Here is a 20232-nt window from a genome sequence, read left to right on the forward strand (position 1 = left end):
AAGATGGCTAATGGGTGGACAGTGGGTGCATGTCGGGTGCGTGGTGTATGTGAGGGCGACGGCTCGGGCTGCGCTCGGATTTACACATGGATATTGGTCTGTAACGACATTTATTCGCGAGTATCAGGCGAGTGTTAGATACCGACGCATATTGCCCCGCTAAGGGGTGCGAAAGATTGTAGAGTAAAAGCCATGTTCAAGGATCCTGTGTACTTTACGATTATCGGATTGGCGCGCACCGTCTTCTTTGCCCAAGGTTTGAAGTTCACCGTTAAAGGCTGGGAAAACGTGCCGAAGGACTCTGGCGCTGTTCTGGTTACTAACCACACCGGATACATGGACTTCACCTATGTCGGTATTCCTTTCCGCAAGTACCGCCGTTATGTCCGTTTTATGGCGAAGAAGGAAGTCTTCGATCACTCGGTCGCAGGACCAATCATGCGTGCCTGTAAGCACATTCCGGTCGACCGCACCGACGGCTCCAAATCCTTCGAAGAGGCTTGCAAGAAGCTGGAAAATGACGAGTTGGTAGGCATCTTCCCGGAGTCGACTATCTCGCGCAGTTTCGAAGTCAAGAATTTGAAATCCGGCGCAGTGCGTATGGCGCAGCGCACCGGCAAGCCCATCATCCCCGTGCTGATTGTGGGATCCCAGCGCGTGTGGACAAAGGGGCACCCCAAGCATCTCGGACGCAGCAATACTCCGATTCATATTACGGTTTTGCCACCGTGGCACCCGGAGGGAGATCCGGTAGAGGAAACCGAGAAGCTGCACGAAATCATGGATCAGGGCGTTCGTCAGCTCTGGGACGAGTACGCAGCTGAAGAAGGGCCACTGCCGAAGGGCGCCTACTGGGTGCCGGCACGTCTCGGCGGTGGCGCGCCGACTTTCGAAGAGGCACAGGAAGAAGACCTCAAGGTCGAGGAAGAGCGTCAGCGCATCCGTCATTTGCGCAGTGACTTGGCCGCTTTTAAGGACAAGCTGGCTGAGTCCGCACGTGAATTTGGCGATAGCGCACGTGAGTTCGGCGATAAGACGAAGCAGCAGTTCAGTGGGGCTTCGCAAACGATGAGTCAAACCATGAGCGCGGAGTCCGCTCGCCGAAAAGAACAGACGACCGCCTTGTTGACGCAGTTCCGTCAGTCCGTGGAACAGATGGCTGACGATGTCGTCGCCGGCGCCAAAGAGAGTAAGGACTCCGTGCGCGCTGCCACGGATTCGATGCGCGTAACATTCCGCGAAACGTACGTGCAGCTCGAGAAAGCCTCCGCCTCCGGTGTCGAACAGACCCAGCAGAGCGTCTACCGTCTCATCGGTCAGTCGAAGATGATTCGCGACAAGCTTCCGCAGCGCTTGAACAGGCTCATCACCGCCCAGCCGGAGACGTTCATCTTCGATTACCCCGCATCGCTTGCCGACGACGCGGGCAACATCAGCGAAGAAACCATGAATGTCTTGCAGCAGCTCGGCGATGCCGGAGCCACAATCGTCGTTCTGCACGAACCGGGAGATAAGCCGAATCTGTCGGCTTTGGAGTCCCTTGACCTGCAGGTCGTGGAACTTCCGGAGGACGCCAGCAAGATGGACGTCACCAATGCGGTGGCGAGCATACTGCGCAAGCAGACTCGCAAGGAAGAGACCGCGATGCTCTTTGCCGGTCGCTCGAACTTTGAGGAGGCAACACAGCGCGTCGGCATGCCGGTGGTTATGGCCGATGCGGACTGGTCCCTGCTGAAGAACGCAGATTGGGTAATCGACACTGTCGAGCATGGGGGAGTAATCGCGACCCTGCAGTTGTTGCACGACCGGTTCTGCGACGACGGTGAAGATGACAACAGTGAGGACGGCAAGTAGTTCGAAGTGACCGAGAGACTACATCCGCTACTCGTAGCTTCGGATATTGACGGAACGTTCATTGACTCACGGGAGCGGGTAACACCGCGTCTGCGGCAAGCCGTCGCCCGAATGCTCCGCCGCGGAACCCCGTTAGTGCTGGCCACGGGAAGGCCGGCTCGATGGTTGCAACCAGTGCTCGATCAGCTTCCCGTTCGGCCGCTGTGTGTATGCGCCAATGGTGCGGTGATTTATGACTCCAGCCGTGATGAAGTGGTTGCCGCCAACACGTTGAAGCCGGAGACGCTACGATACGTCGTCAAGCATGCGCGCGAAGCGACGCGATCCATCGGCGGAATCGGGATTGCGGCAGAGCGCGCTGGGACGTCGGCGAATGACGCCATCGATGAGCTTTTTGTGGTGGCGCCGTCCTATGACCATGCGTGGGAATCGGATGAGCATGGTGAGCTTACTGAAGAGACTGTGCTGTCAGAGCCTGCGACCAAACTCTTGCTGCGTAACTCCGATGTGCACAGTGCACGGCTATATGAGCTGGTCGCCCCTGCAATTGACGCGAGCCTGGCGCACGTGACCTACTCCATGCCGGATGGACTGCTAGAGGTGTCCGCGCCGGGCGTGACCAAACGTGCCGGGCTGGAATATGTCTCTGAACTGGTCGGAGCAACCGCGAAAGATGTGGTCTGTTTCGGCGACATGCCCAACGATATCGAGATGCTGTCGTGGGCGGGCACGGGCGTGGCTATGGGTAACGCGGCTGACAATGTCAAGGAGATTGCAGACGAAATCACCGCCACCAATGATGATGACGGTGTTGCTCGTGTGCTGGAGCGCTGGTTCTAGCTAGCCTTGCGGTTTTCACCCCGCTAGCTAGCTCACCAGCGCCCCGGCCGTGTCTGCTTCAGGTCTACTGCAGCGTTTACTTCAGCTCGGTCTTGACTTCGCCGGTGGTGCGGTCGAAGGTGATCGAACCATTCTGGAACTCAGCGCGCTCGACGTTTCCATCGACCACCTGGGTCTTCGTTGGAGCGCCCAGCTTGCCGACCTCGAAGCCCTGGCGAGCCCACTCATCGGCAATCTTGCCCCAAATAGCGTGGGCGCCGGTGGTGTCGGAGTCGGTGATCACACCGTTGGAGAACTTCACGTAGCGCACGGCATCGGCCTGGCCAGCATTGTTCGCCACGGTGGAACCGCTCTGAATGCCGGACATTGCGTAGCCGAGGACAGAGCCCATTTCCTCGGTGACGTGGCGCCATTCGGCAGCCAGGTCGTTCTGCTCGTTAATCGTCATAATCTGATCAACCAGAACTGGCAGGTCAGCGATCGACGGACCATTTTCAATCGAGCGTCCGACGGCACCCAGAATCGCATCGGCGGTCTGTCCCAGACCAGGCGCACCTAGCATGCCCAGCGCGGAGGCCAACATCGAACGTGCACCCGCGACTGCCTCCAGAGCCTGTGCCTTCTGCTGCTCGTGCGGTGCGCTCGGCGAGGACGGGGAGTCAGGTGTGGTCAGGGAAGGGGAGTCGCTCGGCTCGCTTGCCGACGGCGTGGAGGGTTCAGCCGTAGCGGTGCTACTGGTGCTCGTAGCGTCGGTTGGCTCCGAAGTAGTCGAGGTGGCCGAGGTGGTCGACTCGGTGCTAGATGCGCTCGAGGACTTCTCGGTGCTCGACGTGGTGGAAGCGCCCGCGGATGCCGAGGTGGTCGAGGTGGTCGAGGTGGTCGACTCGGTGGTCGATACCGTTGAAGAAGTGGTACCCGACGCATCCGATGTGGCGGAGGTGGTCGGCGAAGTCGAATCAGTAGAATCGGTCGATTCGGTCGACTGCGAATCTGCGTCTTCGGCGGTCTTATCGCCCTTTTCATCCTGCGGAACGAGGAGGTCAATCAGACCGTTGGGGCCCTCATTGTCAATCTTTCCGCTGGTCAGACTGTTGTACTTCTTTTCGGCAATCGAGCGGATCTTGCCCATCTGGGCGTAGCCAGCATCACCTGGGCAGGTGGTGTTACCAACATCGCGGTGCGCGAAGATGGTCGGCAGAGTGACCTGCTTGCCGTAGCCGTGCTTGGAGTAGCTGGTGCCACCCGAAGTCATCTGAATCTGGCCGGTCGGCTTGACGCCGGCGACCTTCAGACGCCAACCAATCATGTTGCCCACGGAGTTCAACGCAGCCTCACTCGGGGCAACCGAGGTGTAGTTACCCATCATGGAGATGCCGAAAGTACCGGTGTTAAAGCCACCTGCATGGGCGCCCTGAACGTTCTTGTCCAGGCCACCGTAGCGGCCCTCGAAGATGTTGCCGTACTTGTCGACCAGGGCGTTGTATCCGATGTCGCACCAGCCCAGAGTCTGTGCGTGGTACTGGTAAATGCCGCGGACGATGCCAGCGGACTGGCTCTCGGTGTAGTTGTTTGAACCAGCGGTGTGGTGCACGGTGGCACCGACCAGCTTGCTGTCGTAGTCCGCGCCCTTGCAGCGGTTCTTCTCGTTGGCACCCCAGCCGGCACGGGTAATGACCTTCGGCATGCCCGTGACGTTCTTGGCATCCACAATTGGATCGATGCCGGATGCGGCAGCCTGGCCGTCGATAAGCACTGCGTCGACCTGGTCGATTGGCAGCTCATCGGCGACCGGCTCGATGTCAGTCCACTTCACAGGGAGGTTCGGCGACTCCAGATTTGCGGTGCCGGTAACGCTCTGGGTAGCCGAGTCATCGAGTGCGTCCTCAGGGGCGGCATCCGGAGTCTGCTGGTTGTCGGAAGTGGCATCCTCAGCGGCCTTGGCAACATCCTTGGCCGCATCCTCAGCGGATTCCTTTGCATCCTCCACGGCCTTCTTGGCGCCCTCGGCGTTAACCTCATCGAGGTTAATCTTGGACATGTCCAGCTTTTCGGCACCCTTGATGTCCTTCAGGTCCACACCGGAACCGGGGCCGAAGATATTGAGTCCGTGGGTGGAAACCTGAACACGCTTGGTCGGCTCGATGTAGACGAGCTCCGTTCCGTTCAGGCCGTTGCCGTTGCCCTCAGCGGGATATTCCGGGTCGACGCTGAACCAATCGGACCAGGAGCCGTCGGCGCGCTCAGCGCGGACGAAGCTGGCGATATCAGGGTCACCGGCCCAAGTCAGTGCAAACTGGGAAAACTCGGTATCGGAGGTAATTTCCTTGACGACACCGCGGTTGGGATGAGCCTCGTCGGCAAGCGACTGCGTTGCAATCGCTGCGTCTTCAACGAGAACGGAGACGCTGTCTGCAAGCGACTTGCTCTGGACAACGGGATCGATGGGGCTGGCGCCATTGTCCTCGATGAGGTCATAAGCTGCTCCAGCGCCGACAACGACGACTGGTGTCAGGGCAAGGGTCGCCACGGCAGCGAGTACCAAGGATTGCTTGGCACCTGCGCGGCGATTAATGCGGCGGCGGCGACTAAACACGGTAATAACTCCTGGGTGATAGCTGGAAACTGGGTGCTATGCCACAAATGTGATGTGGTTATGCGGACTTTTCTTGGGGCGATTTAGTTCTGGGGCGCAAACCAGGCCTGCGTAGCTTCGGCAGGGTTGGCTGGCAGGGAATCAGTTAGGAACTCGCCAAGAACCTGTCCTGGTGTGGGCGTTTCCACGTTTCCGAGGGAACCGCCGTTGTCGCCCTGTTCACCGGTGCCCGGAATCGGCGGAGTGCTGGTGGCCTCTCCGCCCTGGTTATCCGAATCCGCAGAGCGGCCGGTAATACCCAATCCGCCTGTGCCGTCGAACTTGGCCTTTGCTGCTGCGCGGATGTCGTCCATCTGCTGGTAGCCGAAGTTGCCCGGGCACGAGGTGTAGCCGGTGTCGCGGTGACCGAAGATGGCCGGGAGGTTCACGGTCTGACCGGAGCCGTAGCGCGCCTTCGAGTAACCGGAGCTGGTCAGCGCGGCGGTGGACATCGGATCGACGCCACCGACCTTCATGCGCCAGCCGACCATCTCGCCAAGTGCGGTGATGGCAGCATCCGGAATCTGCAGCTGGTCGTGGTTGCCCATGACCGAGATGCCGAAGGTGCCGTTGTTGAAGCCACCTGCGTGCGCGCCCTCGATGTTCTTGTCCAGGCCACCGTAGCGACCCTCGTAGATGTTGCCGTATTTGTCGACCAGCGCGTTGTAGCCTACATCGCCCCAGCCCAGCGTCTTTGCGTGGTAGGCGTAAATGCCGCGGACAATGGCCGGGCCCTGCGACTCCGAGTAGTTATTGGAGCCCGCGGTGTGGTGGATGCAAGTGCCCTTGAAGGTGCTGTAAGAGCTCGGGCCGCTGCGCATGGACTCATCTGCGCCCCACGCTGCACGACTAATCACCTTCGGTGCACCGGCAATCGACGACTCGTACGCAACCGGCTGAATAACCTCGCCAACCTGCTCCACACCGTCGATGAAAACTGCCTGGACAGCATTGAGGGACAATGCTGCCGAAGCGCTGACAATGTCCTGCAGGGCACCGCCGATAGTGGCGGGGTCAAGGTTGTCGATACCAATGATGCTGCGCGGATCCAGCCCCTCGAGGAGGTTCAGTCCGACAGTCGACACCTGCACACGCTTGGTGGGCTCAACGAACAGCAGCTCAGTGCCGGACTGTCCGGAGTTGTTCATCGGACCGTGGGAATCAGCGTGAAACCACGGGCCAAAGCTGCCGTCTTCGCGCTCGGCGCGGACGTAGAGCTGCAGATTGTCATCGCCCGGCCAGGTCAGTGCGAACTGGGAGAACGGTTCGTCGCGGGTGATGTCCTTCACGAATCCGCGAAGCGGGTGCAGGGCGTCGGTAATGGTATGCGTGCCGACGGCTGCGTCGTCAATCATCATCGTGACACCGTCAACCAGCGGCGATGTCGAGATCTTGGCCGCGATGGGGCCAGTGCCAGGGCTTTCAACCAGGGTAGGAGCCTGGCGGATACCCCATGTAGCTAGGGGAGCTGCGGCAGTAGTAGCTGCCAGACCATAGAGGAAGGTGCGGCGGCCCATCGACGGGGCATTGATGCGACGGCGAGTTGGCACGGTAAAAGCTCCAAAAAATGGGGTACAGGGTTATCAACCCGGGACTCCCCCGGGGTCGAGTGGAAGGAAAGTTGCAAAGCAACGGAAAATACTGAGAAGGATGTTACCAGTGTGACTAAAAAAATCTAGTGAGACCCCTGTGTTTCCTCGTTAATTTTGAGAAAATTATCAAATAATGTGACCAAAAGAACGTTGGGCGGCACTCACGTGGACGTCGTAAAGCCCGCGTGTACACCCGCAAACCGGATGGAAATGCAATAGGTTTTAAGGCGTGAGTAGCGAAAAGAACACCACTGCCAATGAATTTGCTCCGAAGTCCCTACAGGACATCAAGGACAACAACTACGACCTCATCGTGGTCGGCTCGGGTTTCTTCGGTTTGACCGTTGCTGAGCGGACCGCCAATGAGCTGGGTAAGCGCGTGCTCGTCGTCGAGCGCCGCAACCACATTGGCGGCAACGCCTACTCGGAAGCAGAGCCGGAGACCGGCATCGAGGTGCATAAGTACGGTGCGCACCTGTTCCATACCTCTAATAAGAGGGTGTGGGACTATGTCAACCAGTTCACCGACTTCACCGACTACCAGCACCGCGTGTTCGCTATGTACAAGGGAACCGCGTACCAGTTCCCGATGGGGCTGGGGCTGATTAACCAGTTCTTCGGCAAGTACTACAGCCCGGACGAGGCTCGCCAGCTGATTAAGGATCAGACTGACGGCCTGGATCCGCGGGACGCGAAGAACCTTGAGGAAAAGGCCATCTCCCTGATTGGCCGCCCGCTGTACGAGGCCTTTGTCAAGCACTACACCGCCAAGCAGTGGCAGACCGACCCGAAGAACCTGCCGGCCGGAAACATCACCCGTCTGCCCGTTCGCTACACCTTCAATAACCGCTACTTCAACGACACCTACGAAGGTCTGCCTGTCGACGGCTACACCGCCTGGCTGGAAAACATGGTGACCTCCGACAAGATTGACGTGGTTGTCGATGCCGACTGGTTCGAGGTGCGTGACGAGCTGCGCGCTGTCTCCCCGGACGCCCCGGTTGTCTACACCGGCCCGCTGGACCGCTACTTCGACTACGCAGAGGGCAAGCTGGGTTGGCGCACCCTGGATTTTGAGATGGAGGTTGTCAACACCGGCGACTTCCAGGGCACCCCAGTGATGAACTACAACGACGCGGACGTGCCATACACCCGTATCCACGAGTTCCGCCACTTCCACCCGGAGCGCGATTACGTCAAGGACAAGACGGTAATTGTTAAGGAATACTCCCGCTTTGCCGACGATGGCGACGAGGTGTACTACCCGATCAACACTCCGGAAGATCGCGAGATGTTGGAAGCCTACCGCAAGCTCGCTGCAGCAGAAGCGCAGGAGAACAAGGTCCTCTTCGGTGGTCGTCTGGGTACCTACCAGTACCTGGACATGCACATGGCCATCGGCTCCGCACTGTCGATGTTCGACAACAAGGTCGCGCCGTTCTTCAACGACGGCGAAGCAATCGAGCAGGAGCGCGGGCACTAGTTTGCCGCTTGCGGCGTCCGCACTAGTATTGCGCGAGTGTCGCGTAAGAAAAGCCAAACCGAGATTCTCCAGCAGGGGACTGGGCAGGTTCCCCAACAAGGGCCATTGCTGCAGGGTGTGAACAGGTTTCTCACCCTGCCGGTGGCGCCCGTAATTCTGGTCCTCATCGGTTCTCTTGGCACCCAGACCGCGGCCGTGCTGGTCACGGACATGCTTTCCACGGTCGGCGCGCCGGGCATATCGGGCCTTCGTATGAGCGCCGCGGCCATCATCATGGTGGTCCTGTTCCGCCCGAAGCTGTCCGGAATGACCCGCGCCCGCGCCATCAACATCGTGGTCTACGGCGTCGCCATGGGCATGATGAGCATGATGGTGTACGCAGCCATCGCCCGCCTCCCGCAGGGCGTTGCCGTCACCATCGACTTCCTCGGCCCCTGTGTCGTGTCCTTCCTGGGGCTGAAAATGTGGCGCTCTCGCCTGTGGGCCATCGTCGCTTTCATCGGCGTCGCTCTGATTGCCCAGCCCTCCAATGACCTGGACCCTGTCGGCATTGGTTACGCCGCAATCGGCGCGATCTTCTTCGGCGCTTACACGCTCTTTTCCGCTCGAATGGGCAGTTCGGAGGGCGGTGGCATGCCGGACCTGGCGCTGTCAGTGGTCGTCGCAGCAATTGTGCTCGCGCCCTTCTCAGTTTCCGCCGCACCGCTTGTCGACGGTTCGATGTGGGCCACCATCGTTATTTCTGGGTTCATTGGCGCTGTCATTCCCTACGTGATGGACACCATCGCTGCGGGGATTGTCTCAGCAGCGGTCGTCGGCACGCTCTTTGCACTGGACCCGGTCATCGGTGCAATCCTGGGTTGGGCGTTTTCCGGTGACCGAGTGACCTGGTCTATGGCGCTGGGCATCGTGTTGATTGCGGCGGCTGGCGCGATTATTACCTGGCGCGGGGCGCGGGAGTCGCGTGTTCGGTAATTAATTACGTGCACGGTCGAGTAATAAACAACTTCAAACAACTCGAAACAACTATCCGGACCTGCATTGATGTGCTGATTTTGGGCGAGTTTTGCAGCGAGTTGTTACAGAGTTGTTTGAAACAACTGTAAAACAACTTTTGGTAAACTGGGACCATGCTCGATTCGGCGTTTGAGGTTGTAGAGGAAGCACTGTCGGCGATTGAGACCGGAGACAGCGCCGGCAGTTGGGAATCCCAGGTATTGGATTTCAAAGAAGACCCTGCTGTCCATCCAAAGAGCAAGAATCCCGATGCAGGGTTAGTGGAATTTCTTGTCGACGAGGTTATTTGTTTTTCCAACGCTGACGGTGGTGTTTCCTACATTGTCCTCGGTGTTAATGACAAGCAATCGGGGCCCGCTGCGTTCACTGGAACTGATCGCTCATGTGATTGGTTGGTGGAAAAGATTTACAGCAAGACGCAGCCTCATATCCAAGTTGAAGCTTTTGAAATTGAGCGCTGCGGTAAGCGCCTGATTGCCTTGCGCATTCCGCGGGGGATGGCGCTGTATCAGCGCTCTAAAGGTCAAGCAAGTAAACGTGTCGGTAAAAGTTGTGAGCCTTTGGGGGAGGACGAGCGCCGTCGCATTCACCTCTCCCGTTCGAACCCGGACCTAAGCGCTACTGTTTCGCGACGGGGGACTGAAGATTTCGACTCTCAAGCTATTGAGCAGGCTAAAAACCTTCTTGCCAACCGGAAGCATGCTTTGGGTGACGGCTCGCCCGTGCCTCAGACAGGTCTTGAGCTTTGTAGTGAGTTGGGATTGCTTACGGCCGACGGTGGGCTAACATTTGCGGCGGAAATCCTCTTCATGCAGCCACTTCATAACCGTACGGTAGTGCGGCATCTTCTCCGCAACGTGCCGAGTGGAGATCCAAAAGTAACTGAGATTTCTGCACCATTGATTACCGCCTCTGAGCAGCTACGTGTGTTGATTAAGGCTCACACATCGCAAGAAATTGCGCGAGTGCAACTTCCGAATGGGCAAGAATTTCCTATTCCGGCGTTTCCAGCGACCGCGGTAGACGAAATTATTTCCAATGCATTCGCTCACCGTGATTGGGGAGCAACCACGGCAATCGTCGTTGACCAGTCCCCGACCAGCCTAACTGTGTGGTCTCCGGGTGGTCTCCCCGTAGGAGTGCCGGAAGAGAGGATTCTGACTACCCAATCGATTCCACGCAACCCGATTCTGATGGGTGCATTGCGGCAGTTGGGGCTTGCTGAAGAATCTTCACGCGGCTTTGACCGTATGTGGGTTTCTATGCTCGCTAGTGGCAGGCAAGCCCCCAGTTTGAATGCTGATGGGCCGTTTGTTGAGGTCATGTTGCCTGCCGGAAACGTAGATTCGGGTTTTATAAAGTCGCTGTTTCTGTTGCGCGCCGAATTCGGAGAGGCGATTTTCAACAGTGTGAATGGACTCTTGGTGGCACGTCATCTAGCCAATAACCAGATTCTAATGACATCCACGGCCGCTCGACTCATGCAAGTTTCGGAAGCGCAGGCCCAAGAAACCTTGGGATGGTATGCAAACCAGGGCTTCCTGGAACCATTGAGAGATGCCCCGGAATGGATACTGTCCGCCCGAGCTCGAGCGGCCTTTGAAGAAAAAGATTCCACAGCGATTGCAGCCGTGACGACAGAGGACTGGATTATTGCTCAGCTGCGCGAAGGACAGTCCTTAAACGCTCGTGAAGTTGCAAGTGAACTAGGCGTAGAGCGTGAGTCAGTGAGCCGCATTCTTCGCCACCTCCGGGATTTGGGCAAAGCGAAAATTGCCGACGGCAGTCCAACGCGAGGCCCGAGTGTCCGTTGGGTTTCTGCGTAGACGGTCGAGTAATAAACAACTTCAAACAACTCCAAACAACTTTCTTGCCTGCATTGATGCACTGATTTTGGGCGAATTTTGCAGCGAGTTGTTTAGGAGTTGTTTGAAACAACTCCTAGCCACCCGGCCTTATTCAGCCGCGTCCACGAACGTCGATACGAGGTATCGGTTGATGTCGGAACGGTTGATGATTCCCACAACCGTGCCGTCATCAGCGACGACAGGAGCCTTCTTCAGGTGCTTATCCGCGAGCACCGAAGAGATGTGCCCAAGGTCGTCGTGGACATTCACCGTGATTACCGGCTTGGTGGCAATGGAGGAAATCGGGCGGTTAAGCACCTCGGCGACATCAGTTCCAAACTCCGCCGAATCGTTGTGCGCCAACAGTGCGTACGGAGTCGTGAATGCGGGAACGGAGTCGCCAATCACATCCAGCACGTCGCCGTCCGAGACAAAACCCGCCAGCTTACGGCTGTCTTTCAGTAGCGGTACGCCGGAAATTCGCTTATCGACGAACATGTGGAGCCCCTGACGAATCGTGTTATTCGGTAACAAGAAGTAGATGTCTTCCTGCATCAGCTTGGCAACCAAAGAATCGGATGCCAAGGAAGTAGCCTCCTGGTTGCTGGTCTCTGCGGCGGTGCCTGCGACATTGTTGGACACCTTCGCGCGGGTGCCGGTCCAGCCAAGAACCACGGCGATTGCTGCCAGCACGAAGAGGACTGCGCCAACGACGAGGAAGCCGCGATTCGCGGCATTGGCAGAGTCGGCAGCCCCGGCGCCAGAAGCCACGAACGCGCCGTAGATGCCGGTTGAGAGCGCGGTACCGACACAGCCCGCCACCTGGAATGACGTGGAGAAAATAGTGACACCGTGCGGATTCAACGAGCGGGGGAGTGCGGACAAGGAGAAAGACTGCACTGGCCCGATAGCGAGAGCCGAACCCAGGATGGCGGGCATATACAGCAGGGTAATAAGCCACAGGGTGTCTTGGCCCATTGCCCACGCGGTGGTCAGCGAGAATATGGCCATCAACAGCATGCCGAGTGGCAGGATGATTTTCGCGCCCTTGGAGTCATAAATCTTGCCTGCAACTGGGCCGAAAATGACTGCCAACAGAATTGCTGGGAACAACACGAGGGAAGCCTGCAGGCCAGTAGCTCCCTGAATCGACTGCAGGTGCATCGGAACCAGGATGTTCATGGAGAAGACGATGATCAGCGCGATGACATTAATGATCACGCCCGCAGTGAACGGGAAAACGCTGAGCGGCTTAAGGTTGACCAGCGGGTCATCGATGGAATTCTGGCGCTTCACAAAGAGCGTAAGCGTCGCGATGCCGATGACCAGCGAAACGACAGCCACCAGCTTTGCGGGGCTGAAGATAGTGGAAATGCCGTAGAGTAGGCCGAGCAGCGCGATAGCCACCAAGGTCACGGAAGGCACATCAAGAGTTGCCTTGACGTTCTCAGAGATGTTGTACGCGGTGGTCATGCCGATGATGAACACAAATCACCGCCAGAATGGTGAACGCCCAGCACAGGGCGCGCCACGACGAAAACTCCAGAATCATACCGGAAGCCAAGATAGCGATCGACGGGCCCAGCGTCGTCATAGCGCCCATGAGTCCCATGAAGGTACCCAACCTCGGGCGCGGAGCCACGGTCAGAACAATCATCATGCCAATCGGCACGAGCAGGCCAGTACCTACGGACTGGATGACGCGTCCGATAAGGAGCACCGCGAAATTGGGTGCGGTAGCGGTGATGATGCCACCGATGATCCACGTCGAGGTCGTTATTAAGTACAGGGGTTTCGTCGTAAAGCGACGGATGAAGAACCCGGCGGTCGGCGTCATCACAGCTGCGCCCAATATATAAGCCGTGGCCAGCCACTGAACGGCAGAAACGCCAATGTTGAAGTCGGCCATGATCCGGGTGAAGCCGACGTTGAGGAAAGTTTCGTTGAAAGTAGCGATAAAAGCAGCCAGCGCGGCCGCAAACATAATAGTCAGCGACCTACTTTCTACAGTAGGTGCAGCTGGAGTGGCAGGTGCTGTAGGCGCTGTAGACGCATCAGAGCGCGCCGAAGGAGACGTAGCCATGAAGCCTCTCTAAATCGAATGAACAGGAATGGCTTCGGTGGCGTAATCAGATTTACGTGCGGTCTTCTCCGGGATTACACCCGGGCCATCTCCGGGGCGAGGCGGTAACTCAGTCGGGGATACTCTTCGAGCGGAGATAATAAATAGGGCCACACAACATGTCTCGTATTCCAGGCCGGAAGACACTATACTGGAATTCTGTAGTGTGCGACGATAGCGAGTTGACCAGTCAGACTAGTGAAAACCAACTCGACGGTCCCGCCGAAAGGTGGGGTTTCGACGTGTTCTTCTGGAAAATACCGGTGAATGCGGGTAAGTTCGTCTGAGATTTACTATTTCTTAAGGCAGTTCTTTGAAGAGGAAACACGCCTGATAGTTCCCACCGGCTGTGGGGAGTCGCACATTGTGAGGAGAATGCACACGTGAAAACCACCTCTACTTTCCGTGGTTGGCGCCGAAAGGTTGCAGCCGTTGCGTCCGCAGTAGCTGTAGCTGCGTCCGCATTTACTATGGCACCGGCTGCGAGCGCCGCTGGTGACCGAGGTTCGCTGCGCCCGGGTTGTGAATGGGATTCGTACAAGTACTTCACCCAGAAGTGCCGGGTTTATTCGCCAGCCATGGACCGCACTATTCCGGTCCAGATTGTGGCCTCTGCCAATGGTGGTAACAAGGCCCTCTACCTGCTTGACGGCCTGCGTAGCCCGGTTGACGCCTCGGACTGGGTAGAGCGCGGTAACGCCCCGCGTACTTTTGAGGGGTCTAACATTAACCTTGTTATTCCAGGTGGCGGCGGCGGTAGCTTCTACACCGACTGGATTCGACCGACGGTTGGGCCGAACGGGCCAGAGGTAAACAAGTGGGAGACCTTCCTGACTCAGGAACTGCCGGTCTACCTTGAGCGTGAGTTCGGCATTTCTCGAACTGGTAACTCTGTGGCGGGTCTGTCCATGGGTGCTTCCGCTGCGCTGTCGCTGGCATACAATCACCGTGATCAGTTTGGTCAGGCGCTTGCATTCTCCGGCTACCTGCACACCACTGCACCGGGTATGCACACCGCAATTGAAATCTCTCAGCGTTCGGCCGGCTACAACTCCATCGATATGTGGGGTGCCCCAATGTCGAAGGAGCGTGTCCGCAACGATCCGTACCTGAACGTCGAGCGGATGAAGGGACTGGACCTGGTTATCACCTCGGCGAATGGTGTTCCGGATGAGGTTCGTGACCCGAAGAATCTCTACCGTGCCATCCCGAAGGCCGGTGGCGTTGCGCTGGAATCCCTGGCGCACCTGTCCACCCGTGAGTTCGAGCTGCGTGCTCGTACCTCTGGTCTGGATGCCACCTTCGAATACGACAAGACCGGTGTCCATGACTGGCCGACCTGGGAGCGCAACCTGCAGAACTCCAAGGCCCGCATCGAAGGCTTCCTCGGAGCTTAAAACTACAAACTGAACTGACAGCCCTATGCGTAGCAGATAATCCGCAGCGCATAGGGCTTGTTACATTCCGGGCTGTCACTAGCGTGGCAAACAGAGGCAATCCGCTACTGGCACTAGGATGCTATGAGACAGAAACGTCGGTAACTTATCGGCGGCAACATCCCCGGTAGACCTTTCGGAAAGTGGTTGATACGTCTCATGGCATCACAGCCTGAACAAAAGCGGACACATACCCCGACAACGTCGTCAAGCCTTGCCGTTGAACGCCTGCAGCGGATTTTGCTGCCAAAGTTGGGTGAGCCGCGTGATGTCCGCTCGCTCTACTTGGTTGAGCCGGAGACTAACGCCGGTCGTGTGCAAGCGCATTCACGCACGTCAGCCACCATTCCGGCGGGCGATGAAGTCAGTTTCGAAACCTATTTCAATGCTTTTCCGGCCAGTTACTGGCGCCGGTGGACGAATCTGGACAATGTTGTCCTGCGCCTGGAGCTGTCTGGCACAGCGCGCGTGGATATCTACCGTTCGAAGATTGATGGCGCTCGCATCGCTGTGACGGGCGAGGTTGTCGGTGACCTGGGCGCTGCTGCTGAAGGCGCAGAAGCCAAGGTGGACGGCAAGGATGTCCACGTCTGCGAAATCCCAGTACCGCTGACGCAATTTGAAGACGGTGGCTGGATCTGGTTCGACCTGACCTGCGAGACGGACGTAGTGATCCACTCTGCAGGTTGGTACTCCGATATCGAGGCGCCGAGCCAGACGTACCCGGACGGCACGGAGCATCCGGCACCGGAGGGGCGCGTCACTATCGGCATCCCGACGTTTAATCGCCCGACCGATGCGGTTGCTGCACTTGAGGCACTGTCCTCGGATCCGGAAGTCGATGCCATTATTGACACTGTTTTGATGCCTGACCAGGGCACCAAGCACCCGGCAGACGAGCCTGGCTTTGATGCTGTTTCCGAGCACTTTGGTGATCGTCTGCGTATCTTCCCGCAGGGAAATCTCGGTGGCTCCGGTGGTTACTCCCGCATTATGTATGAAGCCTTGGGGGGTCCGGACTCCGATCCGAAGCGCGCGACTGATAGCCCGTTCATCCTCTACATGGATGATGACATCGCTATCGAACCGGATTCCATCCTCCGTGCGGTCGCCGTCGGCCGGTTCGCGAAGTCCCCGATGTTGGTCGGCGGTCAGATGCTGAACCTGCAGGAGCGCAGCCACTTGCACTCGATGGGTGAGGTTATCGGTCGCCATGACTTCATGTGGACTTCCGCGCCACACGTCCACTATGACCACGACTTTTATGCGCACCCGTTGCGTGACCGTGGGGAGCACGGCACTAACGCAACCGGTGAGGTCGTTGATTCGAAGGATCTTCACCGTCGCATCGACGTCGAGTTCAATGGTTGGTGGATGTGCCTGATTCCGCGCGTCGCCGCTGAGAAGATCGGTCAGCCACTGCCGCTGTTTATTAAGTGGGACGATGCCGAATACGGCCTGCGCGCAGGCAAGGCAGGCTTTCCGACGGCCACGTGGCCGGGCGTCGCAATTTGGCATATGGCCTGGTCGGATAAGGACGATGCCATTGACTGGCAGGCGTACTTCCACCTGCGCAACCGCTTGATTGTCGCGGCTCTTCAGCACGAGGGCGATGCTGCCGGTATCGTGCGTTCCATGCGCAAGGCCACTTTCAAGCACCTCCTGTGCCTGGAGTACTCCACTGTTGCCATCCAGAACGAAGCCATGAAGGACTTCCTGGCAGGTCCGGAGCATCTGTTCGACATTCTCGAGTCCTCACTGCCGCGTATCAATACGCTGCGCAAGAGCTTCCCCGATGCGGTTGTGTTGCCGAGCGCAGGCGATCTGCCGAAGCCCTCCGGTATTCCGGGAGTGCCGACAAAGGATGTCGGTGGACGTCTGGGCAAGCTGAAGAAAGTCGGTTGGCTGGCCAAGGGGCTGCTTCACAGCGTGCGCCCGGAAAACTCTGAGCACCACGAGGTTCCGCAGGCGAACCTGGCGCCGCTGGAGGCTCGTTGGTTCTCCCTGTCGCGTCTGGATGGCGCAACGGTCACCACCGCTGATGGCCGTGGCGTGGTGTATCGCCAGCGCGACCGCGACAAGGCCAAGGCTCTGCTGGAGGAATCCTGGGAGCTGCAGAAGCAGGTGGAGGAGCGTTTTGAACAAATGCAGGCACGCTACCGCGCAGCCTATGACCATCTGACCAGTAGGAAGGCTTGGGCCGATGTCTTCGAAAATTAAAGGCGATCCGTTCGGCGAGTCCGACGTTCTCGTTAATATTCAGCACACGCTTAACGACGTCCCGGGTGTGCTCCCCACCGCGCGTGGCATGAGCTATTTCGGTGAGCACGCCCTCGGTTGGATGGGGCTCGCGGCTCTCGGAGCGGTGGTGGATAAGGAACGGCGCATTGGCTGGGCAAAGGTTGGTGTGGCTGCTTTCACCTCGCATGCGGCATCGGTGGTGCTTAAGCGCGTTGTCCGCCGCCCGCGTCCCCATGACCGTCGTATAGCGATTGGCGTTGGCACGCCGAGTAAGCTGAGCTTCCCGTCCTCGCACGCGACGTCGACAACGGCGGCACTGGTGGGGATTGCAAAGTTGGGCTACCCGGCAGCTCCGGCCGTGGGGGTGCCGGCAATCATGCTCTCTCGCCTGGTGTTGGGAGTGCACTACCCAACGGATGTCGCTCTTGGAGCGGCGCTGGGCACTGCCACTGCTCTTGCGGTGGACAAGATAGGTGATAAGGTCATCGAGCCGAAAAGGGCGCAGCATAATCAGGGTGGACAGCCCTCCACTGCGGAAAGGAATGCACAGTGACACAGGCGGAGAAAGATAACTTGGCCAATGTGTCGGCCAATCAGCGAGCAGCTTCTCAATCAAGGATTGGATCCGAGCCGCACACTTCCGGTATTGATGAGCCTGCGCACCCGCAGGGCCATCCGCCGAAGAACCTGCTGGACGGCATGATCAAGGCACTTCGCCCGAAGCAGTGGGTGAAGAACGTCCTGGTTATCGCGGCTCCGCTGGCGGCCGGCAATGAGATTATGGACTCGGGACGTTCGATCGGCACCCTGACCGTCGACATCCTGGTGGCGTTTGTGGCCTTCTGTTTGGCAGCATCGTCGATTTACTTGATTAATGATGCCCGCGATGTCGAAGCCGACCGCGCGCACCCGACCAAGCGTTTCCGTCCTATCGCCGCTGGTGTGTTGCCAGTGAGCATGGCGTACATCATGGCGGTTGCTCTGATTGTTGGTTCGATTGCCGTGTCCTGGATTGCCTCTGAGGGGCCGGGGCTGGCAATTGTCGTGGCTGTATATATTGCGCTGCAGCTTGGCTACTGCTTTGGTTTGAAGCACCAGCCGGTGATTGATATCGCGCTGGTGTCCTCGGGATTCATGCTGCGTGCAATGGCCGGTGGTGTGGCCGCCAACATCAACCTGTCCCAGTGGTTCCTGCTGGTCGCCGCTTTCGGTTCGCTGTTCATGGCAGCAGGCAAGCGTTACGCGGAGCTGCTGCTGGCAGAGCGCACGGGCAAGAAGATTCGCAAGTCTCTGCAGGGATACACCGCGACTTACCTGCGCTTTGTGTGGACACTGGCCGCGACTGCGGTGGTGCTCAGCTATGCGCTGTGGGGCTTCGAGATGGGCCGCGCGCCGGGCACTTCCTCCACTTCGGCCATTTGGTACGAGATCTCGATGGTTCCATTCACTGTGGCCATCCTGCGCTTCGCAGCTGATGTTGACCGCGGTGATGCGGGAAGTCCGGATGAGATTGCGCTTAAGGATCGCCCGCTGCAGGCGCTGGCTGTGCTGTGGCTGCTGTCCATTGCCATCGCCGTCTACGCTGTTCCAGCTATGGGGTAGTTCTTCTGCTTTGGTTTTCTGAAAGCCCATGCATCGAGAGGTGCATGGGCTTTTTGCGTCGAGATTGGGTTTAAGTGGCGCTGTGATTGTTGTTTCTATTGGGGCTCAGGGGGATGAGGGTAAGCCGGGGGTAGAAATTACATATTTGTAATTCCCTTAGTGGTGAACAGTGTTTGTGCCCGTCGGAGATATTTTTGTCAGCAAATGTCAGAAATGTTACGGAATGATTACGATTTGGACTTGGTTGTTGTGAATTGTTTGAGTATTGTTACGTAATCGAGATTCTCATGCGGGGTCTCCAGTTGGCGCGTCACAACTGGAAGCAGAAAAGCGAAAGCTCGCGTAAGCGACTGCCTCCGAAAAGTCTGGCGCGGAGGTAGGTCCGAAAGTAATCCGAAAGTAAAGAGGAGAACAATGAGCTTTACTGCAGTGAGACACAACTTCACGGTGAAGGTCGTAGCTGTTCTTGTCGCGATTGCAATGCTGTTCGGCGGCATTATGCTCGCATCTGCAAATGATGCGAGCGCTGATCCAAACCGGGATCGACTGCGCCCAGGCTGTGACTGGGACCCATATAACTGGTGGGTTCAGTACTGCCAGGTCTTCTCGCCAGCTATGAACCGCAACATTCCGGTTCAGATTAAGGCAGCTACAGGTGGCGGCGATGCCTCCCTTTACATGCTCGATGGTCTCTGGGGCTTTAATCGCGGTGCATCCGGGTGGATCTGGTCGGGCCACATTGCCCAGACTTTTGTCAATGACAACATCACCTTGGTTGCCCCGGCTGCCGGCGATGGTTCCTTCTACACTGACTGGAACACTCCAGCGCTGACCACTGAAGGTCCAAAGATTCAGAAGTGGGAGACCTTCCTGACTCGTGAGCTGCCGGTTTACTTGCAGCGAGAGTTCGGAGTCAACCCGAACCGCAATGCAATCGCTGGCCTGTCCATGGGTGCATCTGCTGCGGTGTCGCTCGCAGCCCGACACCGCGATCAGTTTAAGCATGTTACTGCGCTGTCTGGCTACTACCAGATGTCTAATCCGGTGGTTGCTACCGGCACTACCGCGATGGTCGCTGGTGTTGGTGTAGTCAATCCGACCGGTATGTGGGGCCTGCCGGTGCCGGCATCGCCGCAGCGTCAGGCCAATGACCCGTCGTTGTTGCTTGACCAGCTCCGTGGGCTGCCGATGTATGTTTCTTCCGCTCAGGGTGTTCAGAGTCTGTGGAGCGATCCGGAGGTTTTGAACCGTCCGGTACCGCAGCTCCCCGACACTGTTTGGCGTGCAGTAATGGAGTCTGTCTCTCGTGCTTCGACGCAGCGCTTTGAGCAGGATGCTCGAGCTGCAGGCCTGAATGCACAGTTCGTCTACACTCCTAACGGTATCCACTCGTGGGAGCTGTGGGGGCGTGACGCGGCACTGGCTCGCCCATATATTCTCGGAGCGCTTGGGGTTTAAGCTGTCTTGTGAGATTTCCTCACAGTGAGCCCCTCGGTGGGCGCCAGTTTTGAGAAAAGACCAATCCCGTACTCGGGGTTGGTCTTTTTTGTGCGGCAGAAATTTCAT

Annotated in this window: 14 protein-coding genes; 10 read left to right on the forward strand and 4 right to left on the reverse strand. The window is 58.0% G+C overall.

What is annotated here, in order from left to right:
• Positions 1-192: 192 nt before the first annotated feature.
• Complete coding sequence (locus tag ADA16_RS06195) at positions 193-1854, forward strand: lysophospholipid acyltransferase family protein (protein ID WP_048760147.1); 1662 nt, start codon at positions 193-195, stop codon at positions 1852-1854.
• Positions 1855-1860: 6 nt separating this feature from the next.
• Positions 1861-2694: a Cof-type HAD-IIB family hydrolase gene (locus ADA16_RS06200; protein WP_048760149.1), complete on the forward strand. Its 834-nt coding sequence runs from the start codon at positions 1861-1863 to the stop codon at positions 2692-2694.
• A 76-nt stretch (positions 2695-2770) separates the two neighbouring features.
• Here the strand turns inward: ADA16_RS06200 and ADA16_RS06205 are convergent, their stop codons facing one another.
• Together ADA16_RS06205 and ADA16_RS06210 are read right to left on the reverse strand one after the other, a co-directional pair.
• Positions 2771-5287 (reverse strand): N-acetylmuramoyl-L-alanine amidase, encoded by a 2517-nt coding sequence (locus ADA16_RS06205; protein ID WP_048760150.1) that lies wholly within the window; start codon positions 5285-5287, stop codon positions 2771-2773.
• Between the two features lie 83 nt (positions 5288-5370).
• Positions 5371-6876 (reverse strand): N-acetylmuramoyl-L-alanine amidase, encoded by a 1506-nt coding sequence (locus ADA16_RS06210; protein WP_048760153.1) that lies wholly within the window; start codon positions 6874-6876, stop codon positions 5371-5373.
• Between the two features lie 328 nt (positions 6877-7204).
• On the opposite strand from ADA16_RS06210, the gene glf reads away from it, so the two are divergent.
• From glf to ADA16_RS06225, 3 genes are all read left to right on the forward strand, one after another.
• The gene (glf, locus tag ADA16_RS06215; protein WP_048760526.1) at positions 7205-8401 is read left to right on the forward strand and encodes a UDP-galactopyranose mutase; all 1197 of its coding nucleotides are present in this window, start codon (positions 7205-7207) and stop codon (positions 8399-8401) included.
• A gap of 36 nt (positions 8402-8437) precedes the next feature.
• Positions 8438-9376: an EamA family transporter gene (locus ADA16_RS06220; protein WP_239659370.1), complete on the forward strand. Its 939-nt coding sequence runs from the start codon at positions 8438-8440 to the stop codon at positions 9374-9376.
• Positions 9377-9531: 155 nt separating this feature from the next.
• Positions 9532-11244, forward strand: a complete 1713-nt coding sequence (locus ADA16_RS06225; RefSeq protein WP_048760156.1) for an RNA-binding domain-containing protein — start codon at positions 9532-9534, stop codon at positions 11242-11244.
• Between the two features lie 129 nt (positions 11245-11373).
• Here the strand turns inward: ADA16_RS06225 and ADA16_RS06230 are convergent, their stop codons facing one another.
• Positions 11374-12753, reverse strand: a complete 1380-nt coding sequence (locus tag ADA16_RS06230) for an MFS transporter (RefSeq protein ID WP_239659371.1) — start codon at positions 12751-12753, stop codon at positions 11374-11376.
• Complete coding sequence (locus ADA16_RS11400; RefSeq protein ID WP_239659372.1) at positions 12713-13348, reverse strand: MFS transporter; 636 nt, start codon at positions 13346-13348, stop codon at positions 12713-12715. The genes ADA16_RS06230 and ADA16_RS11400 overlap by 41 nt, the downstream gene beginning before the upstream one ends.
• A gap of 422 nt (positions 13349-13770) precedes the next feature.
• On the opposite strand from ADA16_RS11400, the gene ADA16_RS06235 reads away from it, so the two are divergent.
• The 5 genes from ADA16_RS06235 to ADA16_RS06255 all read left to right on the forward strand — a co-directional run bounded on the left by ADA16_RS06235 (position 13771) and on the right by ADA16_RS06255 (position 20124).
• On the forward strand, positions 13771-14784 hold the full coding sequence (locus tag ADA16_RS06235; RefSeq protein WP_048760157.1) for an alpha/beta hydrolase: 1014 nt from the start codon (positions 13771-13773) through the stop codon (positions 14782-14784).
• Positions 14785-14982: 198 nt separating this feature from the next.
• Complete coding sequence (locus tag ADA16_RS06240) at positions 14983-17043, forward strand: glycosyltransferase (protein WP_048760159.1); 2061 nt, start codon at positions 14983-14985, stop codon at positions 17041-17043.
• The gene (locus ADA16_RS06245) at positions 17027-17617 is read left to right on the forward strand and encodes a phosphatase PAP2 family protein (RefSeq protein ID WP_048760162.1); all 591 of its coding nucleotides are present in this window, start codon (positions 17027-17029) and stop codon (positions 17615-17617) included. The genes ADA16_RS06240 and ADA16_RS06245 overlap by 17 nt, the downstream gene beginning before the upstream one ends.
• A 29-nt stretch (positions 17618-17646) precedes the next feature.
• Entirely contained in the window at positions 17647-18666 is a 1020-nt protein-coding gene (locus tag ADA16_RS06250) for a decaprenyl-phosphate phosphoribosyltransferase (RefSeq protein ID WP_048760530.1), read from the forward strand.
• A 414-nt stretch (positions 18667-19080) separates the two neighbouring features.
• Positions 19081-20124 (forward strand): alpha/beta hydrolase, encoded by a 1044-nt coding sequence (locus ADA16_RS06255; protein WP_048760164.1) that lies wholly within the window; start codon positions 19081-19083, stop codon positions 20122-20124.
• The last annotated feature ends 108 nt before the right edge of the window (positions 20125-20232 follow it).

It is taken from the genome of Corynebacterium vitaeruminis, assembly GCF_001054325.1.
In the GTDB taxonomy this organism is placed as follows: Bacteria; Actinomycetota; Actinomycetes; order Mycobacteriales; family Mycobacteriaceae; genus Corynebacterium; species Corynebacterium vitaeruminis_A.